At 53.7% G+C, this 17834-nt stretch carries 15 protein-coding genes; 13 read left to right on the forward strand and 2 right to left on the reverse strand.

Annotated features, from left to right (window positions below; all coding sequences use genetic code 11):
- Positions 1-7: 7 nt before the first annotated feature.
- Both hisF and F3H12_RS02075 read left to right on the forward strand, forming a co-directional pair.
- Positions 8-769, forward strand: a complete 762-nt coding sequence (gene hisF, locus F3H12_RS02070) for an imidazole glycerol phosphate synthase subunit HisF (protein WP_149677694.1) — start codon at positions 8-10, stop codon at positions 767-769.
- Positions 770-905: 136 nt separating this feature from the next.
- On the forward strand, positions 906-1541 hold the full coding sequence (locus F3H12_RS02075) for a redox-sensing transcriptional repressor Rex (protein ID WP_149677695.1): 636 nt from the start codon (positions 906-908) through the stop codon (positions 1539-1541).
- Positions 1542-1718: 177 nt separating this feature from the next.
- Here the strand turns inward: F3H12_RS02075 and F3H12_RS02080 are convergent, their stop codons facing one another.
- Both F3H12_RS02080 and F3H12_RS02085 read right to left on the reverse strand, forming a co-directional pair.
- The gene (locus F3H12_RS02080; RefSeq protein WP_149677696.1) at positions 1719-3518 is read right to left on the reverse strand and encodes a phosphoenolpyruvate carboxykinase (GTP); all 1800 of its coding nucleotides are present in this window, start codon (positions 3516-3518) and stop codon (positions 1719-1721) included.
- Positions 3519-3895: 377 nt separating this feature from the next.
- Positions 3896-5221 carry an MATE family efflux transporter gene (locus F3H12_RS02085; protein ID WP_149677697.1) on the reverse strand — a complete coding sequence of 442 codons (1326 nt, stop codon included), beginning with the start codon at positions 5219-5221 and terminating at the stop codon, positions 3896-3898.
- A 217-nt stretch (positions 5222-5438) separates the two neighbouring features.
- Here F3H12_RS02085 and ispF point away from each other — a divergent pair, with 217 nt between their 5' ends.
- From ispF to glgP, 11 genes are all read left to right on the forward strand, one after another.
- On the forward strand, positions 5439-5924 hold the full coding sequence (gene ispF / locus F3H12_RS02090; protein ID WP_479694062.1) for a 2-C-methyl-D-erythritol 2,4-cyclodiphosphate synthase: 486 nt from the start codon (positions 5439-5441) through the stop codon (positions 5922-5924).
- A gap of 190 nt (positions 5925-6114) precedes the next feature.
- Positions 6115-8097: a methionine--tRNA ligase gene (metG, locus tag F3H12_RS02095; protein ID WP_149677698.1), complete on the forward strand. Its 1983-nt coding sequence runs from the start codon at positions 6115-6117 to the stop codon at positions 8095-8097.
- 5 nt (positions 8098-8102) lie between these two features.
- Complete coding sequence (locus F3H12_RS02100) at positions 8103-8885, forward strand: TatD family hydrolase (protein ID WP_149677699.1); 783 nt, start codon at positions 8103-8105, stop codon at positions 8883-8885.
- Between the two features lie 107 nt (positions 8886-8992).
- Positions 8993-9742: a hypothetical protein gene (locus F3H12_RS02105; RefSeq protein WP_149677700.1), complete on the forward strand. Its 750-nt coding sequence runs from the start codon at positions 8993-8995 to the stop codon at positions 9740-9742.
- A 208-nt stretch (positions 9743-9950) separates the two neighbouring features.
- Positions 9951-11054: a 3D domain-containing protein gene (locus F3H12_RS02110; RefSeq protein ID WP_149677701.1), complete on the forward strand. Its 1104-nt coding sequence runs from the start codon at positions 9951-9953 to the stop codon at positions 11052-11054.
- 341 nt (positions 11055-11395) lie between these two features.
- Positions 11396-12244: a 16S rRNA (adenine(1518)-N(6)/adenine(1519)-N(6))-dimethyltransferase RsmA gene (gene rsmA, locus F3H12_RS02115; RefSeq protein WP_149677702.1), complete on the forward strand. Its 849-nt coding sequence runs from the start codon at positions 11396-11398 to the stop codon at positions 12242-12244.
- 85 nt (positions 12245-12329) lie between these two features.
- Positions 12330-12473: a hypothetical protein gene (locus tag F3H12_RS13200; RefSeq protein WP_188118324.1), complete on the forward strand. Its 144-nt coding sequence runs from the start codon at positions 12330-12332 to the stop codon at positions 12471-12473.
- Positions 12474-12644: 171 nt separating this feature from the next.
- Positions 12645-13619: a hypothetical protein gene (locus F3H12_RS02120; protein WP_149677703.1), complete on the forward strand. Its 975-nt coding sequence runs from the start codon at positions 12645-12647 to the stop codon at positions 13617-13619.
- A gap of 199 nt (positions 13620-13818) precedes the next feature.
- Positions 13819-14502 carry a deoxyribose-phosphate aldolase gene (gene deoC, locus F3H12_RS02125; RefSeq protein ID WP_243133161.1) on the forward strand — a complete coding sequence of 228 codons (684 nt, stop codon included), beginning with the start codon at positions 13819-13821 and terminating at the stop codon, positions 14500-14502.
- 146 nt (positions 14503-14648) lie between these two features.
- The gene (locus F3H12_RS02130; protein ID WP_149677704.1) at positions 14649-15923 is read left to right on the forward strand and encodes an adenylosuccinate synthase; all 1275 of its coding nucleotides are present in this window, start codon (positions 14649-14651) and stop codon (positions 15921-15923) included.
- Positions 15924-16178: 255 nt separating this feature from the next.
- Positions 16179-17828, forward strand: coding sequence for an alpha-glucan family phosphorylase (gene glgP / locus F3H12_RS02135; protein ID WP_149677705.1), 1650 nt, complete (start codon positions 16179-16181; stop codon positions 17826-17828).
- The last annotated feature ends 6 nt before the right edge of the window (positions 17829-17834 follow it).

Here is a 17834-nt window from a genome sequence, read left to right on the forward strand (position 1 = left end):
TATGTGTATGTTGACCAAAAGAATCATCCCGTGCCTGGATGTGCATAACGGGCGCGTCGTTAAGGGCGTCAAATTCGTTGATCTGGTGGACGCCGGTGACCCAGTGAGCTGTGCGGCCGCCTACAACAAGGCCGGCGCCGATGAGCTCGTTTTCCTGGATATCACCGCTTCCCACGAATCCAGGGATACCATGGTGGATGTGGTGGCCAGGGTGGCGGAGCAGGTTTTCATTCCCTTTACCGTGGGCGGCGGCATCCGCACCGTCGAGGATATCCGCCGGATCCTGCTGGCCGGGGCCGACAAGGTGGGGATCAACTCGGCTGCGCTGAAAAGGCCTGAGCTCATCTCGGAAGCGGCCATGCGCTTCGGCAGCCAATGCGTGGTGGTCGCCATCGATGCCAAAAGAAGAACCGATGGTTCGGGTTGGGATGTCTACATAAACGGCGGCCGCATCAATACGGGCAGGGATGCGCTGGAATGGGCATTGGAAGCCGAGAAACTCGGAGCAGGGGAAATTCTGCTCACCAGCATGGATCGGGACGGGACCAAGGAAGGTTATGATATCGAACTGACCAGGACCATTTCAGACGCTGTTAAAATCCCGGTTATTGCTTCGGGCGGAGCAGGTTCCATGGCCCACTTCAAGGAAGCCATCGTCGATGGTCATGCCGATGCGGTACTGGCTGCGTCACTCTTTCATTTCGGCGAACTGAACATTATGGATCTCAAAAAATGGCTTAAAAACGAAGGCATAGATGTCAGGCTGTAGCAACCCCATAAAAATGGTTTGACAAAAAAATAACAAGCATGTTATAATATTAACATATCGCTTCGCCAAAAGATAAAAATAGAGAAAAGGGACTTCCTGTGCAGTCCATTTTCGTCAGCAAGGGGTTGATTTCCGGATGCCTGAAGAAAAGAAGATATCCATGGCCGTCATTAGAAGGCTGCCACGGTATTTTCGCTATCTCCACGATCTCCTGAAACTAGACATCAAGCGTATATCTTCCAGGGAACTCAGCGAACGCATGTGCATCACCGCCTCTCAGATTCGCCAGGATTTGAACTGCTTCGGCGGCTTTGGCCAGCAGGGATATGGCTACAATGTGGAGTCCCTGTACAATGAGATCAGCAGAATTCTGGGCGTGGACAAACGCTTTACCTGCATCATCGTCGGCGCAGGTAACATGGGTACCGCCCTCGCCAATTATGAGAACTTCAAGAAGCGGGGTTTCGATATCGTTGCCATCTTTGATGTCGATCCGGCCAAGATTGGCGGCAAGATTAACGGTATCGATATCTATTCCATGGACACGCTGGAGGATTTCGTAAAACAGCACAAGGTGGATATCGCCATGCTCACCGTTCCCAACCGGACCATCACCGAGGTGGCCGAAAAGGTCACAAGCGTGGGTATCAAGGGAATCTGGAACTTCTCGCCTCATGAGCTGCGGCTCGGGGAGGATGTGGTGGTGGAAAACGTCCACCTGAGCGATAGCCTGATGGTGCTGGGGTACCGGCTCCGGAGCAAGGGCTATTGATGCAAGACATCTTTCAAGCCATTTCCTCCTGCCAGAGCAGTCCCACGACTGTTCTGGCAGGAGTTAACCCTCCTAAAAAAGATCGTGCGGCAAGGGAGAGTATTCTCCCTTTTCGCACGGCCAAAACGCAAAAAACGGGCTGTCCTGCGACAGCCCATTTCCATTTCATTTAGTGCATTAAGCGTTCTTCAGTCTCTCTTCCAGAGCAGCAAGCTGGTTCTTCAGTTCTTCGGGGAGACGATCGCCGAAGGAAGCGTAGTGTTCCTTGATGGATTCAACTTCAGCAAGCCACTGTTCCTTGTTGACGCTGAGGATCTCTTCCATGCGGTCACGGCTGACGTCAAGGCCGCTGAGATCCAGGTCGTCCACTGAAGGCATGTAACCGATAGCGGTCTTCACGGCATTGGCCTTACCGGACACGCGCTCGAAGATCCACTTCAGCACGCGGCTGTTGTCGCCGTAGCCGGGCCAGATGAACTTGCCGTTTTCATCCTTGCGGAACCAGTTGACATAGAAGATCTTCGGCAGCTTACTGGGATCGGCTTTCTTACCCAGGTTGATCCAGTGCTGGAAGTAGTCGCATACATGGTAGCCAAGGAAAGGCAGCATAGCGAACGGATCGCGGCGTACCTGGCCGATCTTGTTGGAGATAGCGGCGGCCGTGATTTCCGAACCCATGATGGAGCCCAGGAATACGCCATGGTTCCAGTCGAAGCTCTCATGAACCAGCGGAATGGTGGTCGGCCTGCGTCCGCCAACCAGGATAGCGGAAATCGGCACGCCTCTGGGATCCTCCCACTCAGGAGCGATAACCGGGCACTGGCTAGCCGGAGCGGTGAAACGGGCGTTGGGATGAGCAGCAGGATCCTTGGAACCGGGTGTCCAATCCTTGCCCTGCCAGTCGATCAGGTGATCCGGAGCGGGCTTGCCGATGCCTTCCCACCAAACATCGCCGTCATCGGTGAGGGCAACGTTGGTGAAGATGGTGTTCTTTTCGATGGTTTTCATGGCGCTGGGGTTGGAATCCATGGATGTACCGGGAGCCACGCCGAAGAAGCCGGCTTCAGGGTTGATGGCGTAGAGTCTGCCGTCTTCGCCGAACCTCATCCATGCAATATCGTCACCAATGGTCTCAACCTTCCAACCGGGCAGGGTGGGTACCATCATGGCCAGGTTGGTCTTACCGCAAGCGCTCGGGAATGCGCCGGTGATGTATTTCACTTCGCCCTCGGGGCTGGTGATCTTCAGGATGAGCATGTGCTCAGCCAGCCAGCCTTCATCGCGTGCCAGCACGGAAGCGATGCGGAGAGCAAAGCACTTCTTGCCCAGCAGAGCGTTTCCGCCGTAGCCGGAACCGTATGACCAAATGGTCCTTTCCTCGGGGAAGTGGGAAATGTATTTCTTTTCCATGGGTGCGCAGGGCCATCCTTCGTCCTTCTGGCCTTCGGCAAGGGGAGCGCCCACAGAATGCAGACAGGGAACAAACTCGCCGTTTTCGCCGAGCAGATCCAGAACCTGCTTGCCCATGCGGGTCATGATGCGCATGTTGATAACAACATAGGCGCTGTCGGTGATCTCGACGCCGATCTTGGAAATAGGCGAACCCAGAGGACCCATGCAGAACGGAATGACGTACATGGTTCTGCCCTTCATGCAGCCGCGATACAGATCGGTCATGGTCTTTTTAAGTTCAACAGGGTCGATCCAGTTGTTTGTAGGACCGGCATCCTCCTTGGTCTTGGATGCGATGAATGTCCTTTGCTCAACCCTGGCTACGTCGGAGGGATGGCTGCGGAAAAGATAGCATCCCGGACGCTTTTCAGGGTTCAGCGGTGTGGCCATGCCTGAGTCCACTAGTTCCTGAATCAATCTCTGGTACTCTTCCTCAGAACCGTCGCACCAATAAACTTTGTCGGGTTGGCAGAGTTCCTGAACCTCTTTAACCCATGCCAACAGTTTTTGATTCTTAACCTCCATATCAGATACTCCCTTCTGTTAATATGACTTGTATTGCGTAAATAAGGGTTTATACCTTATTAAACCTGCACCAGTTATTTGCGCAGTGCGTTCGGCATTGCCTGCATTATCTCAAACAACTCTATTATATCCCACACTGACGGGTTTTGAAAGACAGATTGTGAAAAAATTCATAATCTGTTTTCTATTCATTTGGTTAAATGCATACAAAGTACATTCCTGTGCTGTCTGTTCAGGGCTTGTAGTCGCTTTTTTAAGGATCGGATGAACAAAAAATTAACATGGCTTGCAAGTATTTTTGTATCTTTATTCAAAAATAACCAACAGGATCGAATATGCCGAAAAACTTTCCGGACAGATTTAAAAAGCCCGGCTGTCTATTCTCTGACAGCCAGGGCTTTCGATGTCCATTTGCGGCTGCGCCACCGGTGCAACATGATGAACCCCCTGAGCCATTCGTCAAAGGCCATGGCTGCCCATATGCCCGCAAGCCCCAATCCCAGCGCGATGCCAAGGATCCAGGCCCCAAGGGTGGCAACGAGCCACATGGAGATAATGCCGATGATGACAGGGAAGACCGCATCGCCCGAACCTTTGAGTCCGTTGATGATCACCAGGTTGAAGGTGCGGCCCGGCTCCAGGAAAGCATCCACCATCAACACCATGGCGCTCCATTTGATGATTTCCGGATCATCCGTGAAGATCCGGATGAAGGTGCCTCCGAAAAAGAAGAAAATAAGACCGTAGCCGATGGCCAGAAGGAAGGCCTTCCTGAAGTTCTTCAGGCAGGTGTGGTAGGCCTCGTCGAAGCTGCCCGCTCCCACAAGGCGCCCGATGAGGATCTGGTTGGCCTGCCCGATGGATATGGACAGGGTGATGAAAATAATGATGATCTGCTGCGTATAGGTTCTGGTGATATAGGCTGTTTCGCCAAGGTTGTACAGGATCATGCCGGAAATAACGATCTGGCTAACATTGTAGCAGATGTTCTCAAGGGCTGATGGCAGCCCGATTTTGATCAGATCCCTGATAATGGGCACGGGAAATTCCCGCAGGTGGCGAAATGCGTTTCTTTCAAGGATGTTTTTGCGCACGAACCCGAAAGCCATAAGCATGGCAGCGGCCCGGCCCAGGCAGGTGGCGTAGGCTGCTCCGGCGGCCCCCATATTGAAGCCGAAGATGAGGAAGACATCGCCGGCAACGTTGATGAGGTTCATGGAAATGGTGATGCCCAGCGTCTCCCTTGAATAGCCATGAGTGCGCATGAGCACCGTTGAGAGGTTCAGAATAGCCTGCATGAACATCATGCCGCCCACTATGCGGATATAGGTCTCAGCATGGCTTAAAAGGTTTGCCGTAACCCCCATGAGCTGCAGAATGGCCTTCCCGAGGAAAAACAGGATGAAGGAGCCTGCCAAACCCACGACGGTAACAAGGACATAGGAGGAAACCATGGCCTTTTGCGCAGATTCCCTGTTTTTTGCACCGATGTACTGGGATACCAGAACATTGGCACCGATGCTGATGATGTTGAAAACGATATTGGTGAAACTGATGATCTGATTGCAGGCGCCGACACCGCCCGCAACTTCATCGGATACGCGGCTCAATATGTACGTGTCGATAATGCCCAGCATGGAGAAAAACAGCATCTCAATAAACAGGGGGACGGCCAGGCTGAGCAGGGTCACTTTTCTTACCATCGCTTTATTTCTCTCCCGTCGTTAATATAAACACGGTATGCCAAACATCAAAGCGTAAACTTTATTATATAATAATCATTATATAATAATCAACCGACCTTAAAAAGTAGCTGCGAAAAAATTCACAAAGGAGTAAAACCCAGGGACTCAAACTGCATATGGACACAGTTCTTCCGAAGCGGTAAGATAATGGCAACAAGAAAATGGAGATGATTGCATGATCAAGGTTGCCATCGGGCAGGACAGCCACCGGTTTGAACCGGAAGGCTCCGGCAAAAAGCTGGTTCTGGGGGGCATCACCATTGATGGCTGTCCAGGTCTTGAAGGGAACAGCGATGCGGACGTGGTTCTCCATGCCCTGACCAATGCGGTATCGGGCATCACCTGCGTCAATATCCTGGGGGAAGTGGCGGACAGGATGTGCCGCGAAGGCATAACCGACAGCCGGGCCTATCTTCGGGAGGCTTTGCGCCATATGAAGAAGGAGGCCAGGATCCTTCATGTCTCCATATCCATTGAGGCGCTCCGCCCCAAGCTGTCTCCACACATCGAAAGGATGCGGACAAGCCTGGCCGGACTCCTGGGCATTGAGCCGGGGAGCATCGGCATTACGGCCACCACCGGGGAAGGCCTCACCGAATTCGGAAAAGGGAACGGCATCTTCTGTACCGTGATCCTGACGGCCGATGTGCCCGCCGAATAGCCGGTCTGCCGTACGTAACGCTTTCTGCGCGGTTATGCAAAACCGTGGCCGGTATGATATAATGCACTTATTGGAAAAATGATCATGGAAGGGCATGGCTGCTTTGCCGTTTGCCCCTCATGGCGGAATCTATAAAGCATATTTATGAGCAATCAAAGGATCAGGATATATCATAGGAGGTAGTCTCAAGGTGAGCAGGAAAACATTCTATATCACAACGCCAATCTATTATCCAAGCGGAAAGCTCCACATAGGGCATTCCTATACAACGGTGGCAGCCGATGCCATGGCACGGTACAAGAGGCTCCAGGGCTATGACGTCATGTTCCTCACCGGTACCGACGAGCACGGACAGAAGATCCAGCGGGTGGCGGCCGAGAACGGCGTGACGCCCAAGGAGTATGTGGATAATATCGTCAGCGGCATCAAGGACCTCTGGAAGATGATGAAGATCACCTACGACAAGTTCATCCGGACCACCGACGAGGAGCATGTCGCCACTGTCCAGAAGATATTCAGGATGCTTTATGACAAGGGGGACATCTATAAGAGTGAATACGAAGGCTGGTATTGCACCCCCTGCGAATCCTTCTGGACCGAGACCCAGCTGGTGGACGGCAAGTGCCCCGATTGCGGAAGACCTGTTGAAAGGACCAGGGAGGAAAGCTATTTCTTCAGGCTTTCCAAGTACCAGGACAGGCTGATTAAGCATATCGAGGAGAATCCCGACTTCATCCAGCCTGTTTCCCGCCGCAACGAAATGCTCAACAACTTCCTGAGGCCGGGCCTGGAAGATCTCTGCGTGTCCAGAACATCCTTCAACTGGGGTATTCCGGTCACCTTCGACGAAAAACATGTGGTTTATGTATGGATTGACGCGTTGTCGAACTATATCACGGCGCTGGGCTACCTCTCCGATAATGATGCGGCCTTTAAGAAGTATTGGCCTGCCGATGTGCACCTGGTGGGCAAGGAAATCGTCCGGTTCCATACCATCATCTGGCCCGCTATGCTGATGGCTCTCGATTTGCCGCTGCCCAAGCAGGTATTCGGCCACGGCTGGCTGGTCCTGGAAGGCGGGAAGATGTCGAAATCCAAGGGGAATGTAGTGGATCCGGTGGTGCTCATCGAGAAATACGGTCTGGATGCCATCCGCTACTTCCTGCTCAGGGAAGTCCCCTTCGGCGCCGACGGCGTTTTCTCCAATGAGGCGCTTATCAACCGAATCAACTCCGACCTGGCCAACGACCTGGGCAACCTGGTCAGCAGGACGGTGGCCATGATCAAGAAATACTTTGACGGCCAGCTGCCCGGACAGGGCGAGGAAGGCGAGTTCGATGCCGACCTGAAGAAGGAGCTGCTTGCCTTGAAGCCCAAGACCGAGGAGCTTCTGGACAACCTCCAGTTCAGCCTGGCCCTGACAGAGATCTGGAAGGCCATCTCGCGCACCAACAAATATATTGATGAAACCATGCCCTGGGTGCTGGCCAAGGATGAGAGCAGGAAAGGCCGCCTGGCCGCCGTACTGTATAACCTGGCGGAAAGCATCCGTATCGTGTCCATCCTGCTCCAGCCTTTCATGCCCGAGACCCCGGCCAAGATCTGGAATCAGCTTGCCATAGATTCGGATGAGACCGGATGGGAGTCAGCGGGTCAGTGGGGCGTTTACAAACCCACAAGACCGGTTCAGCCCGGCGAGATCATCTTCCCGAGGATTGACGTGGAGAAGGAACTGGAAAGCCTTGCGGCCATCACACCCGATGCCGCCACGGGTAAGCCTGCGAAGAAGGAACAGGAACAGAAGGAAGCGCAGGACGCCAAGACTACCGTTTCCGACGAAAAGGCCCAGATTACCATAGACGATTTTGCAAAGCTGGATCTGAGGGTGGCAAAGGTTTTGGCCGCCGAGAAAGTGGAAAAGTCGGACAAACTCCTGAAACTCAGGCTCCGGGTGGGCGCCGAGGAGAGACAGGTGGTCTCCGGTATCGCCAGGCATTACAGCCCGGAGGAACTTGTGGGTAAGACCGTCGTCCTGGTGGCCAACTTAAAGCCCGCCCGCCTGAGGGGCATTGAATCCCAGGGCATGATTCTGGCGGCCGCAAGTGAGGATGACAGCCTGTTATCCCTTATCACCGTGGACAAGGATATTTCCGACGGAACAAAAGTGAGCTGAAGAAAATGATCGATTCCCATGCCCATTACGACGACGAGCAATTTGATGCGGACAGGGATGATATCATCAGGAAGGCTGTTGAGGCCGGCGTAACGCATATCATCAACCCGGGTTGCGATGTGGAGAGTTCCAGGCAGGCCATTTTGCTGGCAAGGAAGCATCCCGAGGTGTTCGCCGCGGTGGGTGTACATCCCCATCAAGCCGCATCCTGCGATGAAAAAACGCTTTCCGGGATAGAAGCGCTGGCCCGGGAGGAAAAGGTGGTGGCCATTGGCGAGATCGGGCTCGACTACCATTACGATTTTTCTCCCCGGGAGGTCCAGAAGGAGTGGTTTTCAAAGCAGGTGGCCCTTGCGGGAAAGCTCGGGCTGCCCATCATCGTCCATGACCGCGAATCCCATCAGGATGTGCTGGATATTGTCAAGGCATTCCGCTCCGAGCTGACCACAGGTGTTTTCCATTGCTTTTCCGGCAGTGTGGAAATGGCCAGAGAGGTGCTGGATATGGGCTTCTATATCGGCATCGGTGGTTCCCTGACCTTCAAAAAGGCAAGAAAACCTGTGGAAGTGGTGCAATATGCGCCCCTGGACAGGCTGCTCATTGAGACCGATTGCCCGTATCTGGCGCCCGAACCCTACAGGGGACGGCGGAACTGGTCGGGATACCTGAAGCATGTCATTGAAAGGATTGCTGCCATCAAGGGGATGGCATATGACGCGGTTGAATGGCAAACATCGGACAATGCCAGGGCGCTCTTTGGTTTGGACAGGTTTGCGGTGACAGCCTGAGACACCCGGCAGGTAGGTTGTGCTTTTTTAGGCTCACCTGGACGGTGGCCTTGTCATGACTGGGCAGACCTTAACCGGCAAATCATTCCGAAGGCAGGTACGATAGCATGAAGAAATTTGTCGTAGTCATGATAACCATCCTGGTCTTGTTTGTTTTCCTGATGCTCAACTATCTGCTGTGGGACAAGGAAAACCTTCTGAAACAGAGCGAATCGGACAAGCTTGAGCAGGACTGGCTAAGGGGTCAGAACAGGACGCTCCAGAGCACGGTCAACGAGCAGGAGCAAACCATCAAAGCTCTGGAAAAGGAAAAAGACGATTTGCTGAACAGGATCAGCAACCTGGAGCAGGCCCTCAGACTGGCCAATTCCCAGGCGGAGGGATACAGAAATCAAATCGCAGGCAAGGATCAGGTGATTGGCAATTACAAGCGGCTGATGCAGGATGAACTATGCGGGCTGGCAATGGACTGGTTTGAATCCATCAGCAAGCGGGACTATGAAGCTGCGTGGGCGCTTATGGATGCCAATTTTATGGCTTTTGGCAGCCGCTATACCCGGGATGATTTCTTCCGGTATCTCGGAGCAATACATAGCATTGCCCTTGTCCGTGCGGCTGATGCCGGAGAGAAAGCGGGCGGACAGAACGACGGAGGCTATGCCTTTGAAATCCTGAAGGAGTATGGTGCCGATTACGAGGTCATCGCAGTGGTGCAGGCCGAGGTGGTCGTCGATCTGAAACAGGCCGGGGACATGGCCGATTGGGTCCAGGGAACCAACCGGCTGCAGATGAATTTCCGGTTTGACCCGAGCGCCCAGAAATGGGCAATATCGGGGGTTCTGAAAGCAAGCAACTAAAACGCTTTACGGCTGCTGGTTAAGCCCGTATAAGACTGGCAGACCTTGACAAAAAAAATATGGCGTTATACAATGATTGGGCTTTGCAGTTGCAATAAGCCATTGGCATAAATTTACCGGAAATACGGAAAAATACACAAGAAGAGGGTTTGGAAGAGGGTTGTCCTGCTGCAAAGCGGTTAATAAGAAATAGGAAAGGATGCGATGAATGAGCGGTTTATATCTGCAATACGTCAGGCGTACCCTTCCCCTCAAGCAGATAGCCTTGCTGCTACTTGCAGCGGCAGTGGCTGTGGCTGCAGGCATTGTTTTATATAGCAGTTTAAGCAAGGAAGTCACAATCATTGATAATGGCCGTAAGATATCTGTCAGGACCATGGGCGCTGATGTGGGTCAGGCCCTTGACCAGGTGGGGATAACGGTAGAGCAGCATGATTATATCAGTGTTGCCATGGATACGCCATTAAGACTGGACGCTCCCAACGAAGTGACCATCAAGCGGGCTGTTCCGGTGAATCTGACAGTTGACGGACAAACCACCACGGTGATGTCCTATCGGGACACGGTGGAGGAATTGCTCAGGGACAATGGCATTATCATGGGGCCGTTGGACAGGTACGCGGGCGTGTCGCCCACCGACCCGTTGACCGAAGGCATGGAGATACGGGTGATCCGGGTCGAAGAAAAGATTGTGACCGAGGAGGAGCAAATCCCCTATCACGTTCTGGAGCGACCCAACAAAACCATGAACGAAGGTGAAACCAGGACTGTTAACGAAGGAGAAAACGGCATAAGAGAAAAGCAATATAAAATTACCTATGAGGACGGAAAACCTGTCAACCGGGAATTTATCGGTGAAACCGTAGTCAAGGAGCCTGTGAGCAGGATTGTTGAGTACGGCACCGTACCCAACTTTGTGACCTCGCGAGGGGAGAGGGTTCGCTATTCGAAGGTTCTGAAGATGAAAGCCACAGCCTATACCAATTCCTTTGAGGATACGGGCAAGAATCCCGGGGATCCGGGTTATGGCATCACCTACACGGGGATGACGGCCCGCACCGGTGTCGTAGCTGTCGATCCGAAGGTGATACCTCTGGGTTCGAAGCTCTACATCGAGGTGCCCGGTTCGGCGCCGGATTATGGGTTTGCCATTGCCGCCGACATAGGAAGCGCCATTAAGGGAAACAAGATAGACCTCTTCTTCAACACCACCGAAGAGGTCAGGCGCTGGGGTGTGCGGAACGTGGTGGTCTATATCCTGAATGAACAGGATGACGACCGCTGGAAGCAGAACTATAACCCCTGCAAGTAGGGTGAAAGGGTACAAGGAAAGGACTCAGGGTTTACAATCTGTAAACCCTGTTTGTCTATGTATGGGAGGAGCTCCCTCCCTGTATAGGTGTCATTGCGAGCGGAACGAAGTGGAGCGCGGCAATCTCCCGGGAGCCCGTAAAGCCCGGCCGCTGTGCTGCACGGCTGCCTTTTCCCATTCTCACAGGCTGTTTTGGCGCCTTATCGCAATGCGGCCTTGACCTTTACGGACTCCCTTTCCGAAAAGCGGCCATTTACTAATCACGAAAGGCATGCCTGTAGTGTCATTGCGAGCACCGCATAAGCGGTGCGTGGCAATCTCTAATAAAAGGAAGCTGAACCATGATCAACACGAACGAAATCCTGAAAAAATACGGCCTTCGGCTGACCAAGACCCTGGGTCAGAATTTCCTGACCGATGCCAACATCATCAGAAAGATAGTGGAAACAGCGGAAGTCAATGAGAACGATTTCGTCCTGGAAATCGGTCCGGGGATAGGTGCCCTCACCGCCCGGCTGGCCGAAAAGGCGGGCAAAGTGGTGGCGGTTGAGATCGACAGGCATCTGATGGAGCCCCTGGCGGAAACCCTCGGCGGATTCGGGAATGTGCAGGTGATAAACGCCGATATCATGGAGACCGATCTCACAGCGCTTACGGCGGGGTGGGACGGCCCATTGAAGGTGGTTTCCAATCTGCCATACTATATTACCACGCCCATCATCATGAACCTGCTGGAGTCGGACATTCCCTGGGAGCTCCTGGTGTTCATGGTTCAGAAAGAGGTGGTTGCCAGGATGGTGGCCATGCCGGGCACCAAGGACTACAGCGCCCTCTCGGTGGCCGTCCGCTATTATTCCGAGCCCAGGCTGGCTTTCCATGTATCCAGGAACTGTTTCATCCCCAAGCCCGAAGTGGATTCGGCGGTGGTAAAGCTCAAGAAACGCAGCCAGGACCTGGCTGAAGATGTGGACAGGGAGTTCCTGTTTCGGGTAGTCCGTGCCTCCTTCGGCCAGCGTCGGAAAACCTTGCTGAACGCGCTGGGGAATCAGCCCTGGCTGGATGGAGGAAAGGAACGGCTCAGGGAGGTTCTGCAAGAAATGGGGCTTTCCGGGGACATCCGGGCGGAGGCCTTGTCGGTAGAGCAATTTGTCCATCTTGCGCGCCAATTATGCAAAAAAACGCCAACATAAAAAACGCGCAAATCGGCGGATAATAAGTGCGTCGACGAAATTATCCCACGTACCGGTACGATGCTGCAAGGAAAAGGTGAGCAAGATGGCACACGACAATAAAAGAGCCGGTAGGCTGAAGAACAAGGACGTATCGGTTGACAACGATCAATTGGGCGAGAATCAGTATGAAGCATTCCGTCCGGCCGGAGAAAAGGCTGAAAAAGCGGTAAAAAACAATCTCCGGTAGAATCTGCCGGGAGGTATTGCCCAGACGGGAAGGACAATACCTCCTTTTATTATGCCCGTCCGCGCAGGTTCATGTACTATCCGCCGTAAGGCATGCGTATAATCATACCAAAATGGTATTCGTGGTGATTATATGCAGACGTTGACCGGCTTTGCAAGGAAATATGCGATCATGGAAGAACTTGACGGAGGCTTTGGCATCGGCAGCTCTCCGGAGGCGTTTGTCAGGCTGGATTCCTGGGATGGGCGCATTGTGGCTTCGGTCCACGTAAAAGGCCTGAAACAGGGGCCTTTCAGGTATATGCTCTATCTTATTTTTTCACAGGGTGACAAGCTGGTCGCCATACCTGCGGGAAGCATCGGCACTTCCTTCCCCGGCATGCAGGCAAGCCTGGAAATCGGAGCGAATACGCTCGAGGCGCATGGGGTCAAGCCTGAGTGGGTCAAATATGCGGCTATTACCGCCGAGAGCAGGGACAAGATGTGGATTCCGCTGTTCTCAAGCTTTGAAAAGAACCTGAAATGGGATGAGAGCCTGCGACAGGTCCTTTACAGAAAAGCGCCTGCTCAGCAGGCTGAAAAGGTGTCCGAAGCCAAAAAGGAACAGGCGGAAGAAGAGGCCGAACCGGAAAAGAAAGAGGAAGCGAAACCGGAACCTAAACCTGAACCGAAACCGGCTGAACAAGTCCGCAGTCAGCCCGAGCAAAAGGCTGAGCAAAAGGACTTGCTTTCGGATGGAGTTGGTCTGGCCAAATGTGATATCAGCAAGCTGGAAACCCTGCTCAAAAACAATTTTGAGGCTACCCAACCCTTTAAGCGGGGCAATCCGGACTATACCTGGTACCTGGTCAATGACCTGGCTAAGCTGAGCAACATCATGTACATGTCGGGTATCAATGTGCCCGTGTTTGCCAATCCCAAGATCCTGGTGGGGCTTTTCCGGTATAAGCATATCCTCGCCGGCCTGTATAAGGGGGAAAACCGGTCCAATTACTTTGTCATCGGGATTCCTGCCAGGGATGAGAATGATAACCGGCCTTTTGAAACCGCCTGCAGGTGGGTGCCCGTCACCGGCAGCGACTTCCGCGATTTGGGCGGATACTGGCTGGTTTATGTGAGCATGCGCTCCGGCGAGATCGTGGTCTAGAATAGCAAATAGACCTGGGCGCCAACTGTCCCTATGATTGCGTAAAATGGCAACGCCGGCAAAGAAGCCGGCTTTTTGCTGCCTCTTTTTATGTCCATGTTTGACGAGCGTTTTTTTAACAGATACTATAGTAATGGACCCTGAAACAGGGCAAAACACCATGGACGAACCATTCCATGGAAACAGGAGGGAATAAGCTTTGGAGAACAGCATTGCAAGATACCTGGATCACGCGATCCTCAAGCCTGAAATGACCCGGATCGAGGCCATTGAGGCCATCAAATACGGCATAGAGCATAAGGTCAGAACCGTATGCGTCAGACCCTGTGATGTGGAACTGGCGGTGGAACTCTGCAGGGGTACCGAAACCGATCCCTGTGTTGTGCTGGGTTTTCCCCATGGATGCGTGCTGCCGGAGGTCAAGGCCTTTGAAGCGTCCACCTATATCGATCTCGGCGTAAAGGAGATCGATATGGTTGTCAATTACGGGTTCATCCGCTCAGGGATGTGGGAAGAGGTTGAAAGGGATATCCGCGCCGTGTCGGATAAAACGCGCAAGGCCGGCGTCCTCCTGAAGGTCATCCTTGAAACCTGCACCCTTTCAAGGGAGGAAATCATCCGGGCAACCGAAATCGCTGCCAATGCGGGCGCTGATTTTGTCAAGACTTCCACAGGATTCCATTCCGCAGGTGCTACAGAGGAAGCCGTCAAAGCCATGGTAGAAGCGGCCAAGGGCCGTATCAAGGTGAAGGCTTCCGGGGGTATCAGGGACATTGAAACCGCGCGCCGGTTCATTGAGATGGGCTGTGAGCGCCTGGGCGTGGGCTACAGCACGACCCCTGTCCTGCTTAAGGGAGAGGGCCGGTCCTCGGAAAACTATTGATTGGATATGGGCGGGAAGCATCCCGCCTTTTTTCATGGCCGGAAGCAGGGGTTTTACACTTTATGGTTTTACGAATAAAAAAAGTTTACAGCCTGCCCCTGCGGATTATATAATGGTTATTGTTTGAATTCAGGAGGTAATACGGTATGCCGGCAACAGTGGTAATCGGCGCCCAGTGGGGCGATGAAGGAAAAGGTAAATATATTGACATTTTGGCCAATGACGCCGATTTGATCGTGAGGTTTTCCGGCGGCAACAACGCCGGGCACACCATTGTGCATCAGGGAGAGAAGTATGCCCTGCATTTGATTCCTTCAGGGATACTCCGGGAGAACAAGACCTGCCTCATAGCCAACGGCGTGGTGATCGATCCAAAGGTTATTCTTGGGGAACTGGACGGCCTGATGAGGCGCAATGCCAGGCTAGCCACCCTTTATATCTGTCCGAGGGCCCATCTGATCATGCCCTGGCACAGGGAACTGGACGCGCTCCAGGAAGCCTCCCGCGGAGAACACGGCCTGGGAACCACCAAGCGCGGGATCGGACCGGCCTACAGCGACAAGGCCGAAAGGAGCGGTATCCGGATTGGGGATCTGATGGAGCCTGATCGGTTCGCCGAACTGGTGCGCAGAAACCTGCCCATCAAGAATGCCATCATTGAGAAGGTCTACGGCGGAAAGCCCCTTGACGCCGATGCCATCATCGAGGAATACCTGGAGTATGGCAAGCGCTTAAAGCCCTATGTCCGGGATGTCAATTCATTAATCCACCAGGCGCTGGAGCAGGGGAAGCATGTGCTGTTTGAAGGCGCCCAGGCCACCTTCCTGGACCTGGATTTCGGAACCTATCCCTTTGTGACGTCCTCCAACCCCATAGCGGGCGGTGTGTGCACCGGCGCCGGTGTCGGGCCGAGGATGATCACGGAGGTCCTGGGCGTGATGAAGGCCTATACCACCCGGGTGGGCGCAGGTCCTTTCGTAACTGAGCAAAAAAATGAAATCGGTGACAGGATACGGGAATACGGGCATGAATACGGCACCACGACCGGGCGTCCCCGCCGCTGCGGGTGGCTGGACGCGTTCATGATCAGGCATGCGGTCCGCATCAACGGGTTTACCGGCCTGTGCATGAACCACCTGGATACCATCGGGAAACTGGATTATATCAGGCTTTGCACCGGTTACCGCCTGAACGGAACCCTCATAGACTATTATCCGTCCAGCCTGCGGGAACTTTCCGAGTGCGAGCCGGTTTATGAGGAGTTCAGCGGGTGGCCTTCGGTTGATATTTCGGGTGTTCGCAGCTTCAATGCCCTGCCCGAACCGGCCAGACGCTATGTCCGGCGCATTGAGGAACTGGTGGGCGTTCCCTTCAAATATATCGGGGTTGGTCCCGACAGGGAGCAGACCATCGCCCTGTAACCGGTTCGAACACCGGAGCGGCAGACAAAATGGACAAAAATTAGATATATTTACAGGATATCCCCATGACGACAACGTGTTATGATATAAACATGTTCTTACGAGCCGGAGACGCGTTTTTCGGGCTGCCGTTATGGGGTAAATTAATATTGGTGGGATTGGCCGGCAGTTTGTGTTATAGATGCCGGCCATCTGCGTACAATACCATCATGGACGCTTTTCACGGCGATACCATGATTGAGAGGAGCGCGGAATATGGAAAATCTCAAGAGCGTGGCCTATTTCTGCATGGAATACGGCATTGAGAGCGACGTCAGGCTTTATGCCGGCGGGCTTGGCATCCTTGCGGGCGATTATATGAAGGAAGCATGCGATCAGGACTATCCCGTAATCGGTATCGGCATCCTGTGGAAACAGGGTTATGGCGAACAGCTGATAGATCCAAAAACCGGAGAGCCCTATGATGCATACAAGAACAGAGTTTATCCCTTCCTGGAGGATACGGGGGTGACCGTTACGGTGCCCATCAGAAGGCGGGATGTCAAAATAAAGGTGTGGCAATACAAGGCTCACGGCGTACACAACCTGTATCTTCTGGATACCGACGTGGACGGCAACGACGGCGAGGCCCGGTGGATCACGGGACAGCTTTACGGATGGTTTGGCGAAGAAAGGGTGGCGCAGGAAATGGTCCTCGGCATCGGAGGCGTGCGGGCTATCAGGGCTTTGGGGCTCAATCCTGCGGTCTACCATTTCAATGAAGGGCATGCGCTGTTTGCCGGGCTGGAGCTCATCCGCGAGAAGATGGACCGCGGTATGCGTTTCCGCGAGGCCTGGGAGGAAACCCGGAAAGAGGTGGTCTTTACCACCCACACGCCTGTTCCGGAGGGCAACGAAACCCATCCCATCGACAGGCTGCTCTACATGGGCGCCAACCTGAACCTGACCAAAAGGCAGCTAAAAGCCATAGGCGGCGAACCCTTCAACATGACGGCCGCTGCCCTGCGCCTGTCCCGCATTTCAAACGCCGTTTCCGATCTGCACCGGATAACCGCCCAGAAGATGTGGAAGAAGGTAAAGGGCAGAAGCGAGATCATCGGCATCACCAACGGTATCCATATCCCCACCTGGGTGGACCGGAAGATGCTGGAGCTTGCGGAGGCGTACAACGGATCCAAGGCATCCGGGGAAGAGCTTTGGAACAGGCATATGCATAACAAGGATGCCCTTATCGCGTTTATCCGGGAACGGACCGGCGTCAAACTGGACAGGGATGTGCTGCTGGTGGGATTTGCGCGCCGTGCCGCGCCCTACAAGCGTTCCGGACTGCTACTGTCGGATATGGAATTCCTGGAGCCTTTGCTTGATGAGCGGAAGCTGCAGATCGTCTTTTCCGGCAAGGCCCATCCCCTGGATGATACGGGCAAGCGCATTATCACCGAAATTACAGCCAAGGCCCGTGAGTACCCGGACAGCATAGTCTTTTTGGAGAATTACGACATGGAGATCGGCCGCATGCTGACCAGAGGTGCCGACATCTGGCTCAACAACCCCAGGCGGCCCCAGGAGGCGTCGGGAACATCGGGTATGAAGGCGGCCATGAACGGTGTGCTCAATGTGTCTGTGCTGGACGGGTGGTGGCCGGAAGCCTGCATCCATGGCGTCAACGGCTGGCAGTTTGGTGACGGCTTCCAGTCAGACAATCCCGCCAAAGCCGACAGGCACGATCTGAAGGCGCTCAAGACCTGCCTGCTTGAAGAGGTGCTCCCCACCTACTACGAGAAACGGAGCAAATGGGTGGAAATGATGGCGGCTTCCATAAAAACCACCAGGGAAGCCTTTAGCATGAAGCGCGTGATGGATGAGTACTATAAGAGGATGTACAATGCTGTAAGCGAAGGATAATTCTAC

Origin of the sequence: Thermoclostridium caenicola, assembly GCF_900142095.1 — a bacterium.
GTDB lineage: Bacteria > Bacillota > Clostridia > DSM-8532 > DSM-8532 > Thermoclostridium_A > Thermoclostridium_A caenicola.

Bases quoted from the DNA above. Each gene is read 5' to 3' on its own strand.
- hisF (WP_149677694.1), top strand. From the start codon at position 8: ATGTTGACCAAAAGAATCATCCCGTGCCTGGATGTGCATAACGGGCGC.
- F3H12_RS02075 (WP_149677695.1), top strand. From the start codon at position 906: ATGCCTGAAGAAAAGAAGATATCCATGGCCGTCATTAGAAGGCTGCCA.
- F3H12_RS02080 (WP_149677696.1), bottom strand. From the start codon at position 3,518: ATGGAGGTTAAGAATCAAAAACTGTTGGCATGGGTTAAAGAGGTTCAG.
- F3H12_RS02085 (WP_149677697.1), bottom strand. From the start codon at position 5,221: ATGGTAAGAAAAGTGACCCTGCTCAGCCTGGCCGTCCCCCTGTTTATT.
- ispF (WP_479694062.1), top strand. From the start codon at position 5,439: ATGATCAAGGTTGCCATCGGGCAGGACAGCCACCGGTTTGAACCGGAA.
- F3H12_RS02100 (WP_149677699.1), top strand. From the start codon at position 8,103: ATGATCGATTCCCATGCCCATTACGACGACGAGCAATTTGATGCGGAC.
- F3H12_RS02105 (WP_149677700.1), top strand. From the start codon at position 8,993: ATGAAGAAATTTGTCGTAGTCATGATAACCATCCTGGTCTTGTTTGTT.
- F3H12_RS02110 (WP_149677701.1), top strand. From the start codon at position 9,951: ATGAGCGGTTTATATCTGCAATACGTCAGGCGTACCCTTCCCCTCAAG.
- rsmA (WP_149677702.1), top strand. From the start codon at position 11,396: ATGATCAACACGAACGAAATCCTGAAAAAATACGGCCTTCGGCTGACC.
- F3H12_RS13200 (WP_188118324.1), top strand. From the start codon at position 12,330: ATGGCACACGACAATAAAAGAGCCGGTAGGCTGAAGAACAAGGACGTA.
- F3H12_RS02120 (WP_149677703.1), top strand. From the start codon at position 12,645: ATGGAAGAACTTGACGGAGGCTTTGGCATCGGCAGCTCTCCGGAGGCG.
- F3H12_RS02130 (WP_149677704.1), top strand. From the start codon at position 14,649: ATGCCGGCAACAGTGGTAATCGGCGCCCAGTGGGGCGATGAAGGAAAA.
- glgP (WP_149677705.1), top strand. From the start codon at position 16,179: ATGGAAAATCTCAAGAGCGTGGCCTATTTCTGCATGGAATACGGCATT.